Source organism: Mannheimia indoligenes (genome assembly GCF_036880405.1).
Taxonomy (GTDB): domain Bacteria; phylum Pseudomonadota; class Gammaproteobacteria; order Enterobacterales; family Pasteurellaceae; genus Mannheimia; species Mannheimia indoligenes.
Map to the genome: position 1 here is coordinate 1 of NZ_JBAJJM010000025.1, position 14,935 is coordinate 14,935.

Sequence of the window (14,935 nt, forward strand, 5' to 3'; positions counted from 1 at the left end):
AATCACCGCCGTAAGTTTGATGCATATTGCCAAACGGCTCACCGTTGAGCTCAATCATACATTCACCGATGATGGCGAGTTTTTTCATTGGTCTATCCTATTTGAAATAACGTTTCGCATTGTTGTAGCAAATATCTTTAACCATATTGCCAAGCAAATTCAGATCGTTTGGTGCTTCGCCTTTTTCTACCCAGCCACCAATTAGTTCACACAGGATTCTGCGGAAATATTCGTGGCGAGTATAGGATAAGAAACTGCGAGAGTCGGTTAGCATTCCAACAAATTGACTGAGTAAGCCTAATTGTGATAATTGCTGTAGCTGGCGTTCCATACCATCTTTTTGGTCGTTGAACCACCAACCTGATCCGAACTGGATTTTGCCTGCAATACCGCCTGTTTGGAAGTTGCCGATCATACTTCCAAGCATTTCATTATCACGAGGGTTTAAGCAGTATAAAATGGTTTTAGGTAGCTGATCAGTTTGATCCATACTGTCTAATAAGCGAGAAAGTGGTTCGGAAAATGTGCGATCGCCTATTGAGTCAAAGCCAGCATCTGCTCCCAATAATTTGAACATTCTCGTATTATTATTGCGGATTGCCCCGATGTGCATTTGCATTACCCAATTTCGTTTGTGATATTCCGTACCTAACCAAACTAATAAAGAGGTGCTGAATTGAGCTATTTCTTCTTCTGCAAGCGGTTGATTTTGTAATTTTTTTTGCAAAATCTGATCGAGAGTTTTTTCATTTGGAATAGGAGCAAAACGGACGATCTCAATACCGTGATCAGCCGATTTGCAACCGTGTTGATCAAAATGCTCAATACGTTTTAACAGAGCTTGTTTTAATTTATCAAAGGTATTGATTTCAATATCAGCTACTTTGCCTAATTGTTCAATGTAGTCATTGAATAAGGGTAGCTCGATTTTAAATGCTCTGTCAGGTCGGAAACTTGGCACAACCTCAATATCAAAAGTATTATCTTGTGCGATCGTTTTATGATGTTCCAATGAATCAATTGGATCATCTGTAGTACCCACTAATTTGACATTCATTTGTTGCATAATGCCACGTGCTGAAAATTCGGGTTGTTGTAGTAATTCTTTGCCTTGATACCAAATTTTTTCTGCTGTTTCAGGTGAGAAGAGAGTGTTAGTAATACCAAATGGACGGCGTAATTCTAAGTGTGTCCAGTGATAAATTGGGTTACCGATGCATTTTGGTACAGTATCCGCAAATGCTAAGTATTTACTGTATTTATCCGCATCACCGGTGATTAAACGTTCTTCCACACCAGCTGAACGCATTGCTCGCCATTTATAGTGATCTCCTTCTAACCAAATTTCCGCTAAATTATTGAATTGACGATTTTCTGAGATCTCTTGTGGATTTAGGTGGCAATGATAGTCAAAAATTGGCTGATCTTTTGCGTAATCGTAATAGAGTTTTTGGGCTGTTGAAGTTGAAAGTAAAAAATCTTCACACAAAAATTGTTTCATAGAAACCTCTCTTGGTTATACACCACTATAAGCTGAGAAGCCACCATCTACAGGGACAATGACGCCATTGACGAAACTTGAGTATTGGCTATCAACTAAAAATAGTAATGCTCCTAATAATTCTTCTGGTTCACCAAAACGTCCCATCGGGGTGTTGGCTAGAATTTTATTCGCTCGAGCAGTTGGATTACCTTCGCTATCAAAGAGCAGTCCACGATTTTGGTTACTGACTAAGAAGCCCGGTGCAATTGCATTGCAACGAATTCCCACTTTAGAGAAATAAACTGCCAGCCATTGGGTAAAGTTGCTAATTGCTGCTTTTGCTCCTGAATAAGCAGGAATTTTGGTTAATGGAGTGAAAGCATTCATACTGGAAATATTGACGATATTTGCTCCCTCTTTACCAATCATATCTTTGGCAAATACTTGAGTTGGTAACAATGTACCTAAGTAATTTAAATTGAATACAAATTCAACACCTGATTTATCTAGGTCAAAAAAGGTTTTAGTGCTTTCATTTAAGTCAAAAGTATGGAATTCGTTATCGGTAGTTGCTCTAGGATTATTACCGCCAGCACCGTTAATTAAAATATCGCAAGTTCCTAAGTCAGCAGTAACTTGGTCACGTACTGCTTTAATATTCTCTAATTCTAGAACGTTTGTTTGATAAGCTTTTGCTATACCACCTTCAGTATTGATTTCATCTGCTATTTTTTGTGCGGCTTCTAAATTTAAATCAAGCAAAGCGATTTTTGCGTTAGTTTTAGCTAACTCTTTGGCTAAGAAGGCGCATAAAACACCACCGGCACCTGTAACAACAATGACTTTATCTTTTAAATTGTGATTTTGTGCAATATTCATTAATTTATCCTCTCTATTTATATTCTTATAAAAATCTATCGCTACCTTGGGTAGCAATAGATTTATGTGTTTTAAATTATTTAGCTGTTGGTGCTAAAGCATCAATTTTTTCTACTAAGCTACCAATTGCCGGATTTGCTTTTGCTTCGTCTTTCATTGGTTTAGTCGCATCAATAAATGGTTGTTTTTCAACTGTGATGAATTTAACTCCCATTTGTTCTTGTGCTTTTTTCTTCTCTTCTTCAATCATTTTCGCCCATAAATCTTTATGCGACATCATTGAGTTATTAGCAGCTGTTTTGATTGCTTTTTGTTGTTCAGGTGTTAATTTAGCCCACGTTTTTTCGCTGATTAATAGCACATCTGGGATCATTGTATGTTCATCTTGGCTGAAGATTTTTGATACTTCACCGTGACGAGCTAAGGTTAATGCAGTTTCGTTATTTTCTGCTGCATCAACCACTTTTTGTTGTAAGGCTGTATAAAGTTCACCGTATGCTAAAGGCGTTGCTGAGCCTCCAAGAAGTTCCATCATTTTTACAGCACTTGGACTTGGTTGAACACGAACTTTTAAGCCTTTTAAATCAGCAGGTGTTCTGATTTCTTTATTTGCATAGAAGCTACGAGCACCACCATCATAGTAAGTTAGCCCTAAAAATCCTTTACCTTGAGAAGCTTCTAAGATTTTTTGACCTACTTCAGGATCTTTTAATGCAGTGTAATAGTGATCTACATTATGAAATAGATAAGGAATATTAAATGCACCATAAGTTGGCTCGAATGATTCCATTTCACTTGCATTTGATTTTGCCATATCTAATGAACCTGCTTGTAGTAATTCAATTGATTCACGCTGAGTACCTAGCTGACTATTTGGATAGACACGAATTACAACTTCTCCATTCGTTAATTCTTTGACTTCATCTGCCATTTTTTGCATAGAAATATGAACTGGGTGAGTTTTATCATTATTATGATTTAGTTTTAATGTTGTTTTTGCTGAAGCAGAAAATGCTAAACCTAGCGATAAAACTGTTGCTAATGAAGTTGAAAGAAGCGTTTTTTTAGTGAACATATTGAGTTCTCCTAGATAAAGTTAAAATTTCAAAATCTACAATTCGCTAATGTATCCATTTGTTGAATTGTTAATCTATCATACAAAGCTATTTTTTACATATCAAACCAAAATTTCTAAATTGGTGATCCAGATCACAAAATTAATAATTTCTTATTGCAAAAAATAACCATATTGAGCAGAATTGGTTTACCAATTTTGTTTGTTGAGTCATTACTTGTTAAAGAGGGTTGTATGGATAATTTTGTATCTAAGATTGATAAAGCATTATCTGCCTTATGTGTCATCATCAGTATTCTTCTTGTTATTTGTGTTGTTTGGCAAGTGTTTTCACGATTTGTATTACAAGACCCTAGTGTCTATACCGATGAACTGGCTCGTTTTTCATTTATTTGGGTTGGTTTAATCGGGGCAGCTTATGCATTTGGTCAGAAAAAGCATTTGGCTATTGATTTATTAGCGACGAAGTTGGAATCTTCACCAGATAAATTAAGATGTCTAAATTTAGTAGTTAACTTAATTAGCTTGTGTTTCATTGTGTTGGTTATGTGCTATGGAGGCATTAAATTAGTGAGCTCTACAATAAATGCTGGACAAATTTCTCCAGTATTAGGTGTAGAAATGGGGTTAGTTTATAGTGCCATTCCACTAAGTGGCTTCTTTATGTTGGTTTATGTGATTCGTGATTTATTTACGTTAGCTAAACCAGTCTCTTCATTAAATTAATATAGGAGAACATATTATGGAATGGTCAGTCGTTCTTGTGCTTTGTTCCACATTCTTTCTTTTCCTTTTTATTGGTGTACCAATTTCATTTTCTATTGGCTTAGCGTCTTTGATTACTGTGATGATGTCGGTACCTTTTGATGCTGCAATTACCGTAATTACTCAAAAAATGGCTTCTGGCTTAGATAGTTTCTCATTACTTGCAATCCCATTCTTTATTCTTGCAGGTAATATAATGAATCGTGGCGGGATTGCATTACGTCTGATTGAATTTGCCAAAGTGATTGGTGGTCGTTTGCCGGGTTCACTTGCTCACGTAAATGTGTTAGCAAATATGATGTTTGGTTCAATTTCAGGCTCTGCGGTTGCTTCTGGTGCTGCAATGGGTGGGATTATGTCTCCATTGCAAAGGAAGGAGGGCTATGATCCGGCATTTTCAGCAGCTGTAAATATTGCTTCTTGTCCAACAGGGCTACTTATTCCTCCAAGCAATACTTTTATTGTCTATTCATTAGTGACAGGTGGAACATCAATCGGAGCGTTATTCTTAGCTGGCTATATTCCGGGTATTCTAATGGGATTATCCATTATGTTGATTATTGGATATATTGCCAAAAAGCGTAATTACCCTGTTTCACCAAAGCCAACCAAATCTGAGGTGGTTAAGAAAACCTTAGATGCGTTACCAAGCCTTGGTTTAATTGTTGTCATTATGGGGGGAATTATAGGTGGTATTTTCACAGCAACTGAAGCATCAGCTTTTGCAGTTGTTTATACCCTTATTCTTGCTGTATTGATTTATCGTGAGGTATCAATTAAGGAATTGCCGAAAGTGATTTTAGAATCCGTAGTCACTACTGCAATTGTATTGCTCTTAATTGGTACATCAATGGGTATGTCTTGGGTAATGGCAAACGCAGATATCCCTTATACTATTAGTGATGGTTTATTGGCAATCTCAGATAATCCAATTGTGATTTTATTAATCATCAATATTATCTTATTGATTGTAGGTGTATTTATGGATATGACACCGGCACTTCTTATCTTTACCCCCATTTTCTTCCCAATTGTTACTGATTTAGGTATGGATCCTGTTCATTTCGGTATCTTAATGGCATTTAACTTATCAATTGGTATTTGTACACCTCCAGTTGGTAGTGCATTGTTCATTGGCTGTTCAGTTGGCGGTGTGAAAATTAATCAAGTGATTAAACCGTTGCTACCGTTTTATGCAGCTTTAATCTTGGCATTATTATTAGTAACTTACGTACCTTCACTAAGCCTTGCCTTACCACAGTTGCTATTAGGTTATTAATCAAGGAATAAAAAATGAAAACATTAAAAAATTGGCGGTTTAGCAAGCACGAAAATAATCGTATTGATATTGAATGTGAGCGTGGTATTGGATTACATATTTTTGTATTAGATCAAGATATTTTTCGTATTGCTTTTACAAAAAACAATGAATTTAAAGTGCCTGCAACTTGGGCAATTAGCCCAAATACAGATGATGTGGAATGGAAAGGGAGAGATAAGTGGTCTGTAGAAGGTTTTTCATTACCTGATTACAATGTGGACGAATTTGCAAATTCTTTAGAAATTTCGACCGCTTGTTTAAAAGTAATTCTACATCAGCCACTTTATTTGGAATGGCAGCGTAAAGTTGATGGGGAGTGGAAAACCTTTGCATCAGATCGTAAAACGGGAGCTTATCTCTTTGGAATTTCTAATACTAATGTTACCCACTATCTAAATCGTAGCGTGAATGAACAATACTATGGTTTAGGGGAAAAAACGGGGAATTTAAACCGACACGGTCGTCGTTTTGAGATGCGTAATATTGATGCAATGGGTTATAACGCAGAGTATATGGATCCGCTTTATAAACATATTCCATTCTATATTACTCATTCAGAAGAAGCGAGTTATGGTATTTATTACGATAACTTAGCTCCGTGTTGGTTTGTATTAGGTAGCGAAATTGATAACTACCACGCTTATTATCGCAATTACAAAGCAGAAGATGGCGATCTTGATTACTATATGATTTTAGGTCCACAAATTTTAGAAGTTACTAAAAAATATACTAAATTGACAGGCGGTACGATTTTTGGTCCTCGTTGGAGCTTAGGATATAGTGGCTCAACGATGAGTTATACTGATGCTCCCGATGCTCAAGTGCAGCTCAAAAAATTCGTAGATTTATGTCGTGAACACAACATTCCCTGTGATTCATTTCAATTATCTTCAGGCTATACCTCCATTAACGGTAAACGCTATGTGTTTAACTGGAACTACGACAAAGTGCCTGAACCGAAATTAATGAGTCAATACTTCTTGGATGCAGGAATGAATTTGGCGGCAAATATCAAACCTTGTTTGTTGCAAGATCACCCTCGTTACAATGAAGTCGCGGAAAAAGGCTTATTTATTAAGGATTCAGAATCCGATAATCCTGAACGTTCAATGTTTTGGGATGATGAAGGTTCGCATTTAGATTTCACGAATCCAGCAACGGTAGATTGGTGGAAATCAAACGTAAAAACGCAATTGATGGAAATGGGTATTGGTTCAACGTGGAACGATAATAATGAATATGAAGTTTGGGATGATTATGCGAAATGCTATTTCTTTGGAAAAGGTTTGCCAATTAAATTGCTTCGTCCATTACAGCCATTATTAATGATGAAATCGTCCTTTGAGGCTCAAAAAGAGTTTACCCCAAATATTCGACCTTATCTGATTTCTCGTTCCGGTTCAGCTGGTATGAACCGCTATGTACAAACTTGGTCAGGAGATAACCGTACCAGTTGGCATACTTTGAAATACAACATCAAAATGGGTTTAGGAATGAGCCTATCTGGTCTCTATAATGTAGGGCATGATGTAGGTGGTTTCTCTGGAAATAAACCTGAACCAGAATTGTTTGTGCGTTGGGTTCAAAATGGCGTAATGCACCCACGTTTTACCATACATTCTTGGAATGATGATAAAACAGTTAATGAGCCTTGGATGTATCCTGAAGTTACCAATATTATTCGTGACACTATTCAGCTTCGTTATCGTTTAATGCCATATATCTATAATTTGCTATGGCAAGCACATACACAATCAGAACCAATGTTACGCCCGACATTCTTAGATCACGAACAGGATGTAAATACGTTTGTAGAAAATGATGATTACTTATTCGGTAAGGATTTATTGGTAGCCTCAGTAGTGGAAGAAGGGCAGCGTCAACGAGAAGTTTATTTACCTCGTAACTATGTAGGTTGGTATGATTTTTATACACATCAATGGTATTATGGTGGAGACACAATCACTGTTGATGCACCTTTAGAACGTATTCCATTATTCTTAAGAGCCGGTTCTATCATCCCTCTTGGTTCAAAAGGACGTTCTAATATATTAACAGATGATTACCGTGAATTGTTGATTATGCCGTTTATTGATCAAGGTAAAACAACATCATCTATTTTTGATGATGATGGAGTAAGTTTTGACTATTTAAACGGTAAATACTTAACTTTAGACATTGAGTTAGATTGTTCAAATACAGCAGTTAAAGTCAATTTAACTAAAACAGGTCAATATGAGCCACAATATAAAGAACTTGTCTTTACTTTACCTCATACCGAAACCCGCCAATTAATCGTTAATGGCAAGCCTGTTGAAAATGGCTATAAGTTATCTATTTTAGATATTTAATTAGAGGCACTATTAGAAACATATGGCACCTGAAGATTTACGTTCTTATAAAAAAATTGGACAAGAGTTAAAAGCAGAATTACTGAGCGGAGCTTATAAAGTAGGCGACAAATTACCGGCAGAACGTGATTTATCGAATTACTTTAATGTAAGTAGAACGGTTATTCGTGAGGCACTTATTATGCTCGAGCTGGAAAATTTAGTAGAAGTTCGTAAAGGCTCGGGTGTTTATGTGATTAATTTACCAAAGGTAAATATTGAAGAAACGGACGATTTACCCGATGTTGGACCGTTTGAATTATTACAAGCAAGGCAATTATTAGAAAGTAGTATTGCTGAATTTGCAGCAATTCAAGCGACCAGAGCAGATGTTTTGCATCTGAAAGAAATTTTAGAGCGTGAACGCCGTACTTTAGAACACGGTAATGAAGATTATGTAGCGGATGAAGACTTCCATAAAGCGATTGCAGAAATTACGCAAAATGAAGTCATTATCCGAATGCAAAAAGATCTATGGGAATACAGAACGAATAGCCCAATGTGGAAAGGACTACACGCACATATTCCAGATCAAAGTTATCGTTATCTATGGTTAAAAGATCACGAAAATATTATTGCTGCTATACAACGAAAAGATCCTGTAATGGCAAGAAAAATGATGTGGCAACATTTAGAAAATGTAAAACAAAAACTATTTGAGTTATCCGATTTAGACGATCCAAACTTTGATGGTTACTTGTTTAATGTTAGCCCACTGGCTGTAAATTTTTAATATAACGAGGAGTTTACTATGGAACAAGCATGGCGTTGGTATGGACCAAATGATCCAGTATCTTTAGATGATGTAAGACAAGCAGGTGCAACCGGGATCGTAACTGCGTTGCACCATATTCCGAACGGGCAGGTTTGGTCGATAGAAGAAATCAATAAACGTAAAGCACAATTAGCTGAAAAAGGTCTGGTTTGGTCTGTTGTTGAGAGTGTGCCGGTTCACGAAGAAATTAAAACTCAAACTGGCAATTTCCAACAATGGATTGATAACTACAAACAAACGTTACGTAACCTCGCGGAATGTGGCGTTGACACAGTATGTTACAACTTTATGCCTGTGCTGGATTGGACACGTACTGATCTTGACTATAAAATGCCGGATGGTTCTAAAGCATTACGTTTCGACCAAGTTGCCTTTGCAGCATTTGAACTCTATATTTTAAAACGCCCGGGGGCAGAAGAAACCTATTCAGAAGCAGAGAGAGCAGAAGCGAAAGCCTATTTTGATAAGATGAGCGAAGCTGATATTGCAAAATTGACTAAAAATATTATTGCTGGTTTACCGGGTTCTGAGGAAGGTTATACCCTTGAAGAATTCCAAGCTCAGTTAGATCGCTATAAAGGTATTTCTGCTGATAAATTCCGTACTCACTTAGCTTATTTCTTAAATGAAATTGTGCCGGTTGCACAAGAAGTGGGTATTCGTATGGCGATTCACCCAGATGATCCACCACGCCCGATTTTAGGTTTACCACGCATTGTATCAACCATCGAAGATATGCAATGGTTTGTGGAAACGCAACCGCTTGCAGCAAACGGGTTTACATTCTGTACCGGATCTTATGGCGTATTAGCAGAAAACGATTTGGTAAAAATGGCAGAAACCTTTGCAGATCGCATTTACTTCGCTCACTTGCGTGCGACTCAACGTGAAGAGAATCCTCAAAGTTTCCACGAAGCTGATCACCTAACTGGTGATGTGGATATGTTTGCGGTGGTGAAAGCACTATTAACTGAGGAATACCGTCGCAAAGCGAATGGCGATCATCGTTTAATTCCAATGCGTCCTGACCACGGCCATCAAATGTTGGATGATCTCAAGAAAAAAACCAATCCGGGCTATTCTGCGATAGGTCGTTTAAGAGGGTTAGCGGAATTTCGTGGGTTAGAATTAGCGTTGAAAAGAGTGTATTTTAACGACTAAATTGTTTTAACCTAACGGTTCTCTTATAATAAGAGAACCGTTTTTTACTCGCATACAAATATGTTTAAAAGGCATTTCGGAGAAATAATCCTTTTCCTTGTAACCTTCATAGCCGCCTCAGGCTGGTTCTTTTCTAAAAATGCGTTATCTGGCTTTCCACCTATTGGATTTATGGGAGTTCGTTTCCTTTCGGCGACATTGATTATGCTTCCATTTTCTTATAAACAGATAAAAACAATCAATAAAACGCAATTTAAATATTCGGTTATTACTGGTGGGACTTATGGTATTTATACTATTTTTTGGGTTTTAGGATTAGCATTTAGTACTGTTTTTGGTGAAGGGGCATTTTTAGTTAGTCTTGCAATGCTTATTGCTCCTTTATTGTCTTGGATTATCTTTAAACACACTCCAGCCAAAATATTTTGGATTGCTTTACCCATTGCCTTAGTCGGACTTTTTTGCCTTTCTATGGATAAAGGCATATTTCACTTTTCATTAGGCAGTTCTATCTTTCTACTTTCTTCATTATCAGGTGCTCTGTATTTTGTTTTGAATAACCAATATGCTAAACAAGTTAAATTATTGCCCTTAACAACGATTCAACTTGCAATGGTTGGGGTTATTTGCAGTATTTATTCTTTGATAATGGAAACTTGGACTTTCCCTATTCCAAATAGTGTCTGGATATGGTTTTTTGCCAGTGTGCTTATTTCAACCAATTTGCGTTTTTTATTACAAACCATCGGGCAAAAACATTGCCAGATTGCTACCTCATCGCTCATTATGTTACTTGAACCTGTATGGACATTGTTACTTAGTATTGTGATTTTAGGTGAACAACTGAGTTCTATAAAATGGCTAGGTTGTAGCTTAATTTTAGGGGCGTTGATTATTTATCGCTTACCTGCTATTTGGATACGAAGAAAATCGTTTAACAGATGAACCTTACTCTTTAATAAGATATACAAGCGGTTGTTTTTGCAAAAAATCTTGTAAAAATAACCGCTTGTTGTCTTATATCTCCCCAATCTATGTTAAAATTCTCTGTTTTTATGGTATGAGAGAGAAATAAAGTGGAACAAAATTTAGTCGAGTTTTTAACAAAAACCTTAGATGATTTAAAGGCGAAAGATATTTTAGCCATTGATGTGAAAGGTAAATCAAGTATTACCGATACAATGATTTTAGCCACAGGAACGTCAAGTCGCCACGTGGCTTCAACGGCGGATCGTTTGATTAGTGAAGCGAAACAAGCAGGCGTTGAGGTGTTTGGTGATGAAGGTAAAGCGGTAGCAGATTGGATTGTGGTGGATTTCGGGCAAGCGATAGTTCACTTGTTGCAAGAAGAAAGTCGTGAGATGTATCAATTAGAGAAACTTTGGGCGTAATTCTTATTTTAAATCACATTGCAAGCGGTTATTTTAGGCTAGTTTTTTGCAAATTTCTCGAAAAATTTAACCGCTTGTGAGTATCAGAAGAAATGAAAATTCAATTAATTGCAGTTGGCACAAAAATGCCAGCCTGGGTAACAACGGGGTTTGAAGAGTATCAACGCCGTTTTCCGAAAGATATGCCGTTTGAGTTGATCGAAATCCCAGCGGGAAAGCGAGGCAAGAATGCTGATACTAAACGCATTTTAGAGCTTGAAGGCAAGGCGATGTTGGCAGCAGCAGGAAAGGCAAAAATTGTTACGTTAGATATTCCGGGTAAGCCCTGGACAACCGAGCAGTTAGCCACTCAACTAGAAGGCTGGAAAAATGATGGGCGAGATGTTGCTTTGTTAATTGGTGGTCCAGAAGGATTATCTCCTGAATGTAAAGCAGCGGCTGAGCAGAGTTGGTCGTTATCGCCTTTAACATTGCCACACCCGCTTGTGCGTGTGGTGGTGGCAGAAAGTTTGTATCGGGCGTGGTCGGTAACCATTAATCACCCTTATCATCGAGAATAGTTGTTAGATATATGTTTGGTAAATTAGCAAAATTCACTTCATCAAATCAGCGAGAAAAGGTACGAGACGGGCAGGCAGAAAGTAATCTGTATGCCCGCCGTGCCTTAGTTGCGTTTGTGGGAGTACTTGCCTTAACTGGCGTGTTGTTAGCTAATCTGTACCATTTACAAGTGGTTAATTATGATGACTACCAAACACGTTCAAATGGTAACCGTATTAAATTATTGCCAGTGCCACCTGCCCGTGGGCTAATTTATGACCGTAATGGAAAAGTATTAGCGGAAAACTTGACCTATTTCGGGCTGTTTATTGTGCCGGAAAAAACGGAGAATATTGAGCAGACCTTAGAAGAACTCAGAGAAGTGGTTGGGCTGACAGACGAAGATATCGAGAACTACAATAAAGAGAAAAAACGCACCTCTCGTTATACGCCGATTATGCTGAAAGGCAATTTGAATGAAACGCAGATGGCACGTTTTGCTGTCAATCAGTACCGCTTTCCTAGTTTAGATGTGCAGGCGTACTACAAGCGTAATTATCCTTATGGAGAATTATTGACCCATATTATCGGTTATGTAGCGAAAATTAACGAAAATGACAAGAAAAAGCTGCAAGAAGAAGGGAAATTCGGTAATTATGCAGGTTCGCACGATATGGGAAAACTGGGTATCGAGAAATTCTATGAAGATCAATTACACGGTGTAACAGGTTTTGAGGAAGTAGAAATTAATAATCGTGGCAAGGTTATCCGTAAGCTGCGTGATCAACCCGGGGTTGCCGGCAGTAGCATTCGTTTAAGTATTGATGTGGAATTGCAGCAATATGTGATGTCGCTGATTTCTGAGCAAAAAGGGGCGGTTGTGGTGCTAGATCCGCGTGATAGTAGCATTTTGGCGATGGTCTCTAATCCAAGCTATGACAATAATTTATTTGTGGGCGGTATTTCAGGTAAGGATTATAAAGCGTTGCTTGATGATCCAAATAGACCGCTTTATAGCCGTGTAACTCAAGGGACTTATCCGCCGGCATCGACTATTAAAGCATTTATGGCGGTAGCCGGTTTGGAAGAAGGACTTATTACGCCGACAACGACTATTTCTGATCCCGGCTATTGGATTTTACCCGGCACAACGCAACGTTATCGAGACTGGAAGCGTAGTGGGCACGGTGCAACCAATGTGAATAAAGCGATTACCGAGTCATCCGATACCTTCTTCTATCAGTTAGCCTACAAAATGGGGATTGATAAAATGTCGGAATGGATGAATAAATTCGGCTTTGGGGTAAAAACAGGAATCGATATTTTTGAGGAATCGGCAGGCGTAATGCCAACCCGTGAATGGAAGCAAAAACGTTATAAAAAGCAATGGGTTCAGGGTGATACTATTCCTGTTGGTATCGGGCAAGGTTATTGGATTTCAACACCGCTTCAGTTAGCGAAAGCAACGGCGATTTTAATCAATAATGGGCGAGTGAATACACCGCATTTAATGCTTGAAGTACAAAGCAGTAATTCAGTTACGCCATATCAAGATCCGCTACTTTATGAGGATATTAAAGGCGTGCCGGATTCTTATTGGAATTTAGCAAAACTTGGAATGTATAACGTAAACCACGCGTCAAACGGCACCGCTCGTAAAGTATTCGCGAGTGCGTTTTATCATTCAGCGGGTAAAACGGGAACAGCTCAGGTGTTTAACTTGAACGGTAAAAATTACGATAAGAATGCAATTAAAAAAGAGTTGCACGACCACGCGTGGTATATCGGTTATGCCCCTTATGAAAACCCGACAATGGTGGTGGCATTAATTTTAGAAAATGCCGGTGGCGGCGGAAGTGCGGCAGCTCCTGTTGCTCGTCAAATTATGGATTATGTGTTAAGAAAAGGCGTTAGTGAACAACCTAATTTGCAAAATTCTGAGAAAAATCAACCGCTTGTAACAGAGGGCAATAATGAATAGTGGATTTAAAAAACTTTTTTGGAAGCTATTTTCGCTTGATCTCCTTTTGTTAATCGGTTTGTTAGCGATTACCGGCTACGGCTTATTAGTGCTTTACAGTGCTAGTGGCGGAAGTGAGAGAATGTTTACAAACCGAGTGATACAAGTTTCGCTCGGCTTAGGTTTGATGCTAGTAATGGCAATGTTTCCTCCTCGTTTTTACCAAAAAGTATCACCTTATTTGTATGTTTTTTGCTTGATATTACTGATTCTAGTGGATTTGGTGGGGGAAACCAGTAAAGGAGCTCAGCGTTGGTTAAATTTAGGTTTTGTTCGCTTTCAACCTTCTGAAATTGCTAAACTCGCCGTACCATTGATGGTTGCTACTTATTTAAGTAAGCGACCACTTCCACCAAGTTTTAAAGATACTTTTATCGCTCTGGCAATTATTATCGTGCCAACGTTATTGGTTGCGATTCAGCCCGATTTAGGGACATCTATTTTAGTTTGTTCGGCAGGGCTTTTTGTACTGTTTTTAGCTGGGCTAAGCTGGAAATTGATTGGTGCAGGCGTGGTGTTTTTGGCAGGCTTTATTCCGATAATGTGGTTTTTCTTGATGCACGATTACCAAAAAACACGGGTAATGACCTTAATCGATCCGGATAAAGACCCTCTGGGTGCAGGCTACCATATTATCCAATCTAAAATTGCGATAGGCTCCGGTGGTATTAATGGTAAAGGCTGGATGGAAGGCACGCAATCGCAATTGGAATTTTTGCCTGAACCGCACACCGATTTTATTTTTGCCGTTTTGAGTGAAGAACATGGTATGATAGGCATCTTGATTTTGCTGGCTATCTATTTATTTATTATTGCCAGAGGCTTAATGATTGGCACAAAATCAGGTTCTGCCTTTGGGCGTATATTATCGGGCGGTACAGCCCTGTTATTCTTTGTTTACGTTTTTGTAAATATTGGAATGGTAAGTGGTATTTTGCCCGTAGTCGGTGTACCATTACCACTCTTTAGCTATGGAGGAACATCTTATGTTACTCTTATGGCTGCATTTGGCTTGATGATGTCCACTTATGTGCATCGTAAACGTACAGGTAGTAACAACCCTTACGACAAGCTGAAATAAATAGGGTATCAACGCCCTGAACTTTTGCTTTTTTGCGGTATCAAAAAGCAGTGA

At 38.1% G+C, this 14,935-nt stretch carries 13 protein-coding genes; 10 read left to right on the forward strand and 3 right to left on the reverse strand.

The annotated features are described in order from the left end of the window. Positions 1-97 precede the first annotated feature (97 nt). The 3 genes from uxaC to V6W77_RS10810 form a co-directional block, all read right to left on the reverse strand. A complete protein-coding gene (uxaC, locus tag V6W77_RS10800; protein WP_334254630.1) occupies positions 98-1,501 on the reverse strand; it encodes a glucuronate isomerase in 1,404 nt (467 codons plus the stop codon). A 15-nt stretch (positions 1,502-1,516) separates the two neighbouring features. Next, positions 1,517-2,362, reverse strand: coding sequence for an SDR family oxidoreductase (locus V6W77_RS10805; protein WP_334254631.1), 846 nt, complete (start codon positions 2,360-2,362; stop codon positions 1,517-1,519). Between the two features lie 76 nt (positions 2,363-2,438). Further along, on the reverse strand, positions 2,439-3,437 hold the full coding sequence (locus V6W77_RS10810; protein ID WP_334235700.1) for a TRAP transporter substrate-binding protein: 999 nt from the start codon (positions 3,435-3,437) through the stop codon (positions 2,439-2,441). Between the two features lie 234 nt (positions 3,438-3,671). On the opposite strand from V6W77_RS10810, the gene V6W77_RS10815 reads away from it, so the two are divergent. From V6W77_RS10815 to rodA, 10 genes are all read left to right on the forward strand, one after another. Next, positions 3,672-4,163, forward strand: coding sequence for a TRAP transporter small permease (locus tag V6W77_RS10815; RefSeq protein WP_334254632.1), 492 nt, complete (start codon positions 3,672-3,674; stop codon positions 4,161-4,163). 16 nt (positions 4,164-4,179) lie between these two features. Then, the gene (locus V6W77_RS10820; protein WP_025343194.1) at positions 4,180-5,481 is read left to right on the forward strand and encodes a TRAP transporter large permease; all 1,302 of its coding nucleotides are present in this window, start codon (positions 4,180-4,182) and stop codon (positions 5,479-5,481) included. A 14-nt stretch (positions 5,482-5,495) separates the two neighbouring features. Continuing rightward, the gene (locus V6W77_RS10825) at positions 5,496-7,874 is read left to right on the forward strand and encodes a glycoside hydrolase family 31 protein (RefSeq protein ID WP_334254633.1); all 2,379 of its coding nucleotides are present in this window, start codon (positions 5,496-5,498) and stop codon (positions 7,872-7,874) included. A 22-nt stretch (positions 7,875-7,896) separates the two neighbouring features. Then, positions 7,897-8,646, forward strand: a complete 750-nt coding sequence (locus tag V6W77_RS10830; RefSeq protein ID WP_334235703.1) for an FCD domain-containing protein — start codon at positions 7,897-7,899, stop codon at positions 8,644-8,646. Positions 8,647-8,664: 18 nt separating this feature from the next. After that, complete coding sequence (gene uxuA / locus V6W77_RS10835; protein ID WP_283386679.1) at positions 8,665-9,849, forward strand: mannonate dehydratase; 1,185 nt, start codon at positions 8,665-8,667, stop codon at positions 9,847-9,849. Positions 9,850-9,909: 60 nt separating this feature from the next. Then, positions 9,910-10,794: a DMT family transporter gene (locus V6W77_RS10840; RefSeq protein WP_334254634.1), complete on the forward strand. Its 885-nt coding sequence runs from the start codon at positions 9,910-9,912 to the stop codon at positions 10,792-10,794. A 131-nt stretch (positions 10,795-10,925) separates the two neighbouring features. Next, positions 10,926-11,240 carry a ribosome silencing factor gene (gene rsfS / locus V6W77_RS10845; RefSeq protein WP_025216357.1) on the forward strand — a complete coding sequence of 105 codons (315 nt, stop codon included), beginning with the start codon at positions 10,926-10,928 and terminating at the stop codon, positions 11,238-11,240. Positions 11,241-11,332: 92 nt separating this feature from the next. Beyond that, on the forward strand, positions 11,333-11,800 hold the full coding sequence (gene rlmH, locus V6W77_RS10850) for a 23S rRNA (pseudouridine(1915)-N(3))-methyltransferase RlmH (protein ID WP_025216358.1): 468 nt from the start codon (positions 11,333-11,335) through the stop codon (positions 11,798-11,800). Between the two features lie 11 nt (positions 11,801-11,811). Further along, positions 11,812-13,761: a penicillin-binding protein 2 gene (gene mrdA, locus V6W77_RS10855; protein WP_334232271.1), complete on the forward strand. Its 1,950-nt coding sequence runs from the start codon at positions 11,812-11,814 to the stop codon at positions 13,759-13,761. Next, on the forward strand, positions 13,754-14,881 hold the full coding sequence (gene rodA / locus V6W77_RS10860; RefSeq protein ID WP_025236950.1) for a rod shape-determining protein RodA: 1,128 nt from the start codon (positions 13,754-13,756) through the stop codon (positions 14,879-14,881). The genes mrdA and rodA overlap by 8 nt, the downstream gene beginning before the upstream one ends. Positions 14,882-14,935 lie beyond the last annotated feature (54 nt).

Bases quoted from the DNA above. Each gene is read 5' to 3' on its own strand.
- uxaC (WP_334254630.1), bottom strand. From the start codon at position 1,501: ATGAAACAATTTTTGTGTGAAGATTTTTTACTTTCAACTTCAACAGCC.
- V6W77_RS10805 (WP_334254631.1), bottom strand. From the start codon at position 2,362: ATGAATATTGCACAAAATCACAATTTAAAAGATAAAGTCATTGTTGTT.
- V6W77_RS10810 (WP_334235700.1), bottom strand. From the start codon at position 3,437: ATGTTCACTAAAAAAACGCTTCTTTCAACTTCATTAGCAACAGTTTTA.
- V6W77_RS10815 (WP_334254632.1), top strand. From the start codon at position 3,672: ATGGATAATTTTGTATCTAAGATTGATAAAGCATTATCTGCCTTATGT.
- V6W77_RS10820 (WP_025343194.1), top strand. From the start codon at position 4,180: ATGGAATGGTCAGTCGTTCTTGTGCTTTGTTCCACATTCTTTCTTTTC.
- V6W77_RS10825 (WP_334254633.1), top strand. From the start codon at position 5,496: ATGAAAACATTAAAAAATTGGCGGTTTAGCAAGCACGAAAATAATCGT.
- V6W77_RS10830 (WP_334235703.1), top strand. From the start codon at position 7,897: ATGGCACCTGAAGATTTACGTTCTTATAAAAAAATTGGACAAGAGTTA.
- uxuA (WP_283386679.1), top strand. From the start codon at position 8,665: ATGGAACAAGCATGGCGTTGGTATGGACCAAATGATCCAGTATCTTTA.
- V6W77_RS10840 (WP_334254634.1), top strand. From the start codon at position 9,910: ATGTTTAAAAGGCATTTCGGAGAAATAATCCTTTTCCTTGTAACCTTC.
- rlmH (WP_025216358.1), top strand. From the start codon at position 11,333: ATGAAAATTCAATTAATTGCAGTTGGCACAAAAATGCCAGCCTGGGTA.
- mrdA (WP_334232271.1), top strand. From the start codon at position 11,812: ATGTTTGGTAAATTAGCAAAATTCACTTCATCAAATCAGCGAGAAAAG.
- rodA (WP_025236950.1), top strand. From the start codon at position 13,754: ATGAATAGTGGATTTAAAAAACTTTTTTGGAAGCTATTTTCGCTTGAT.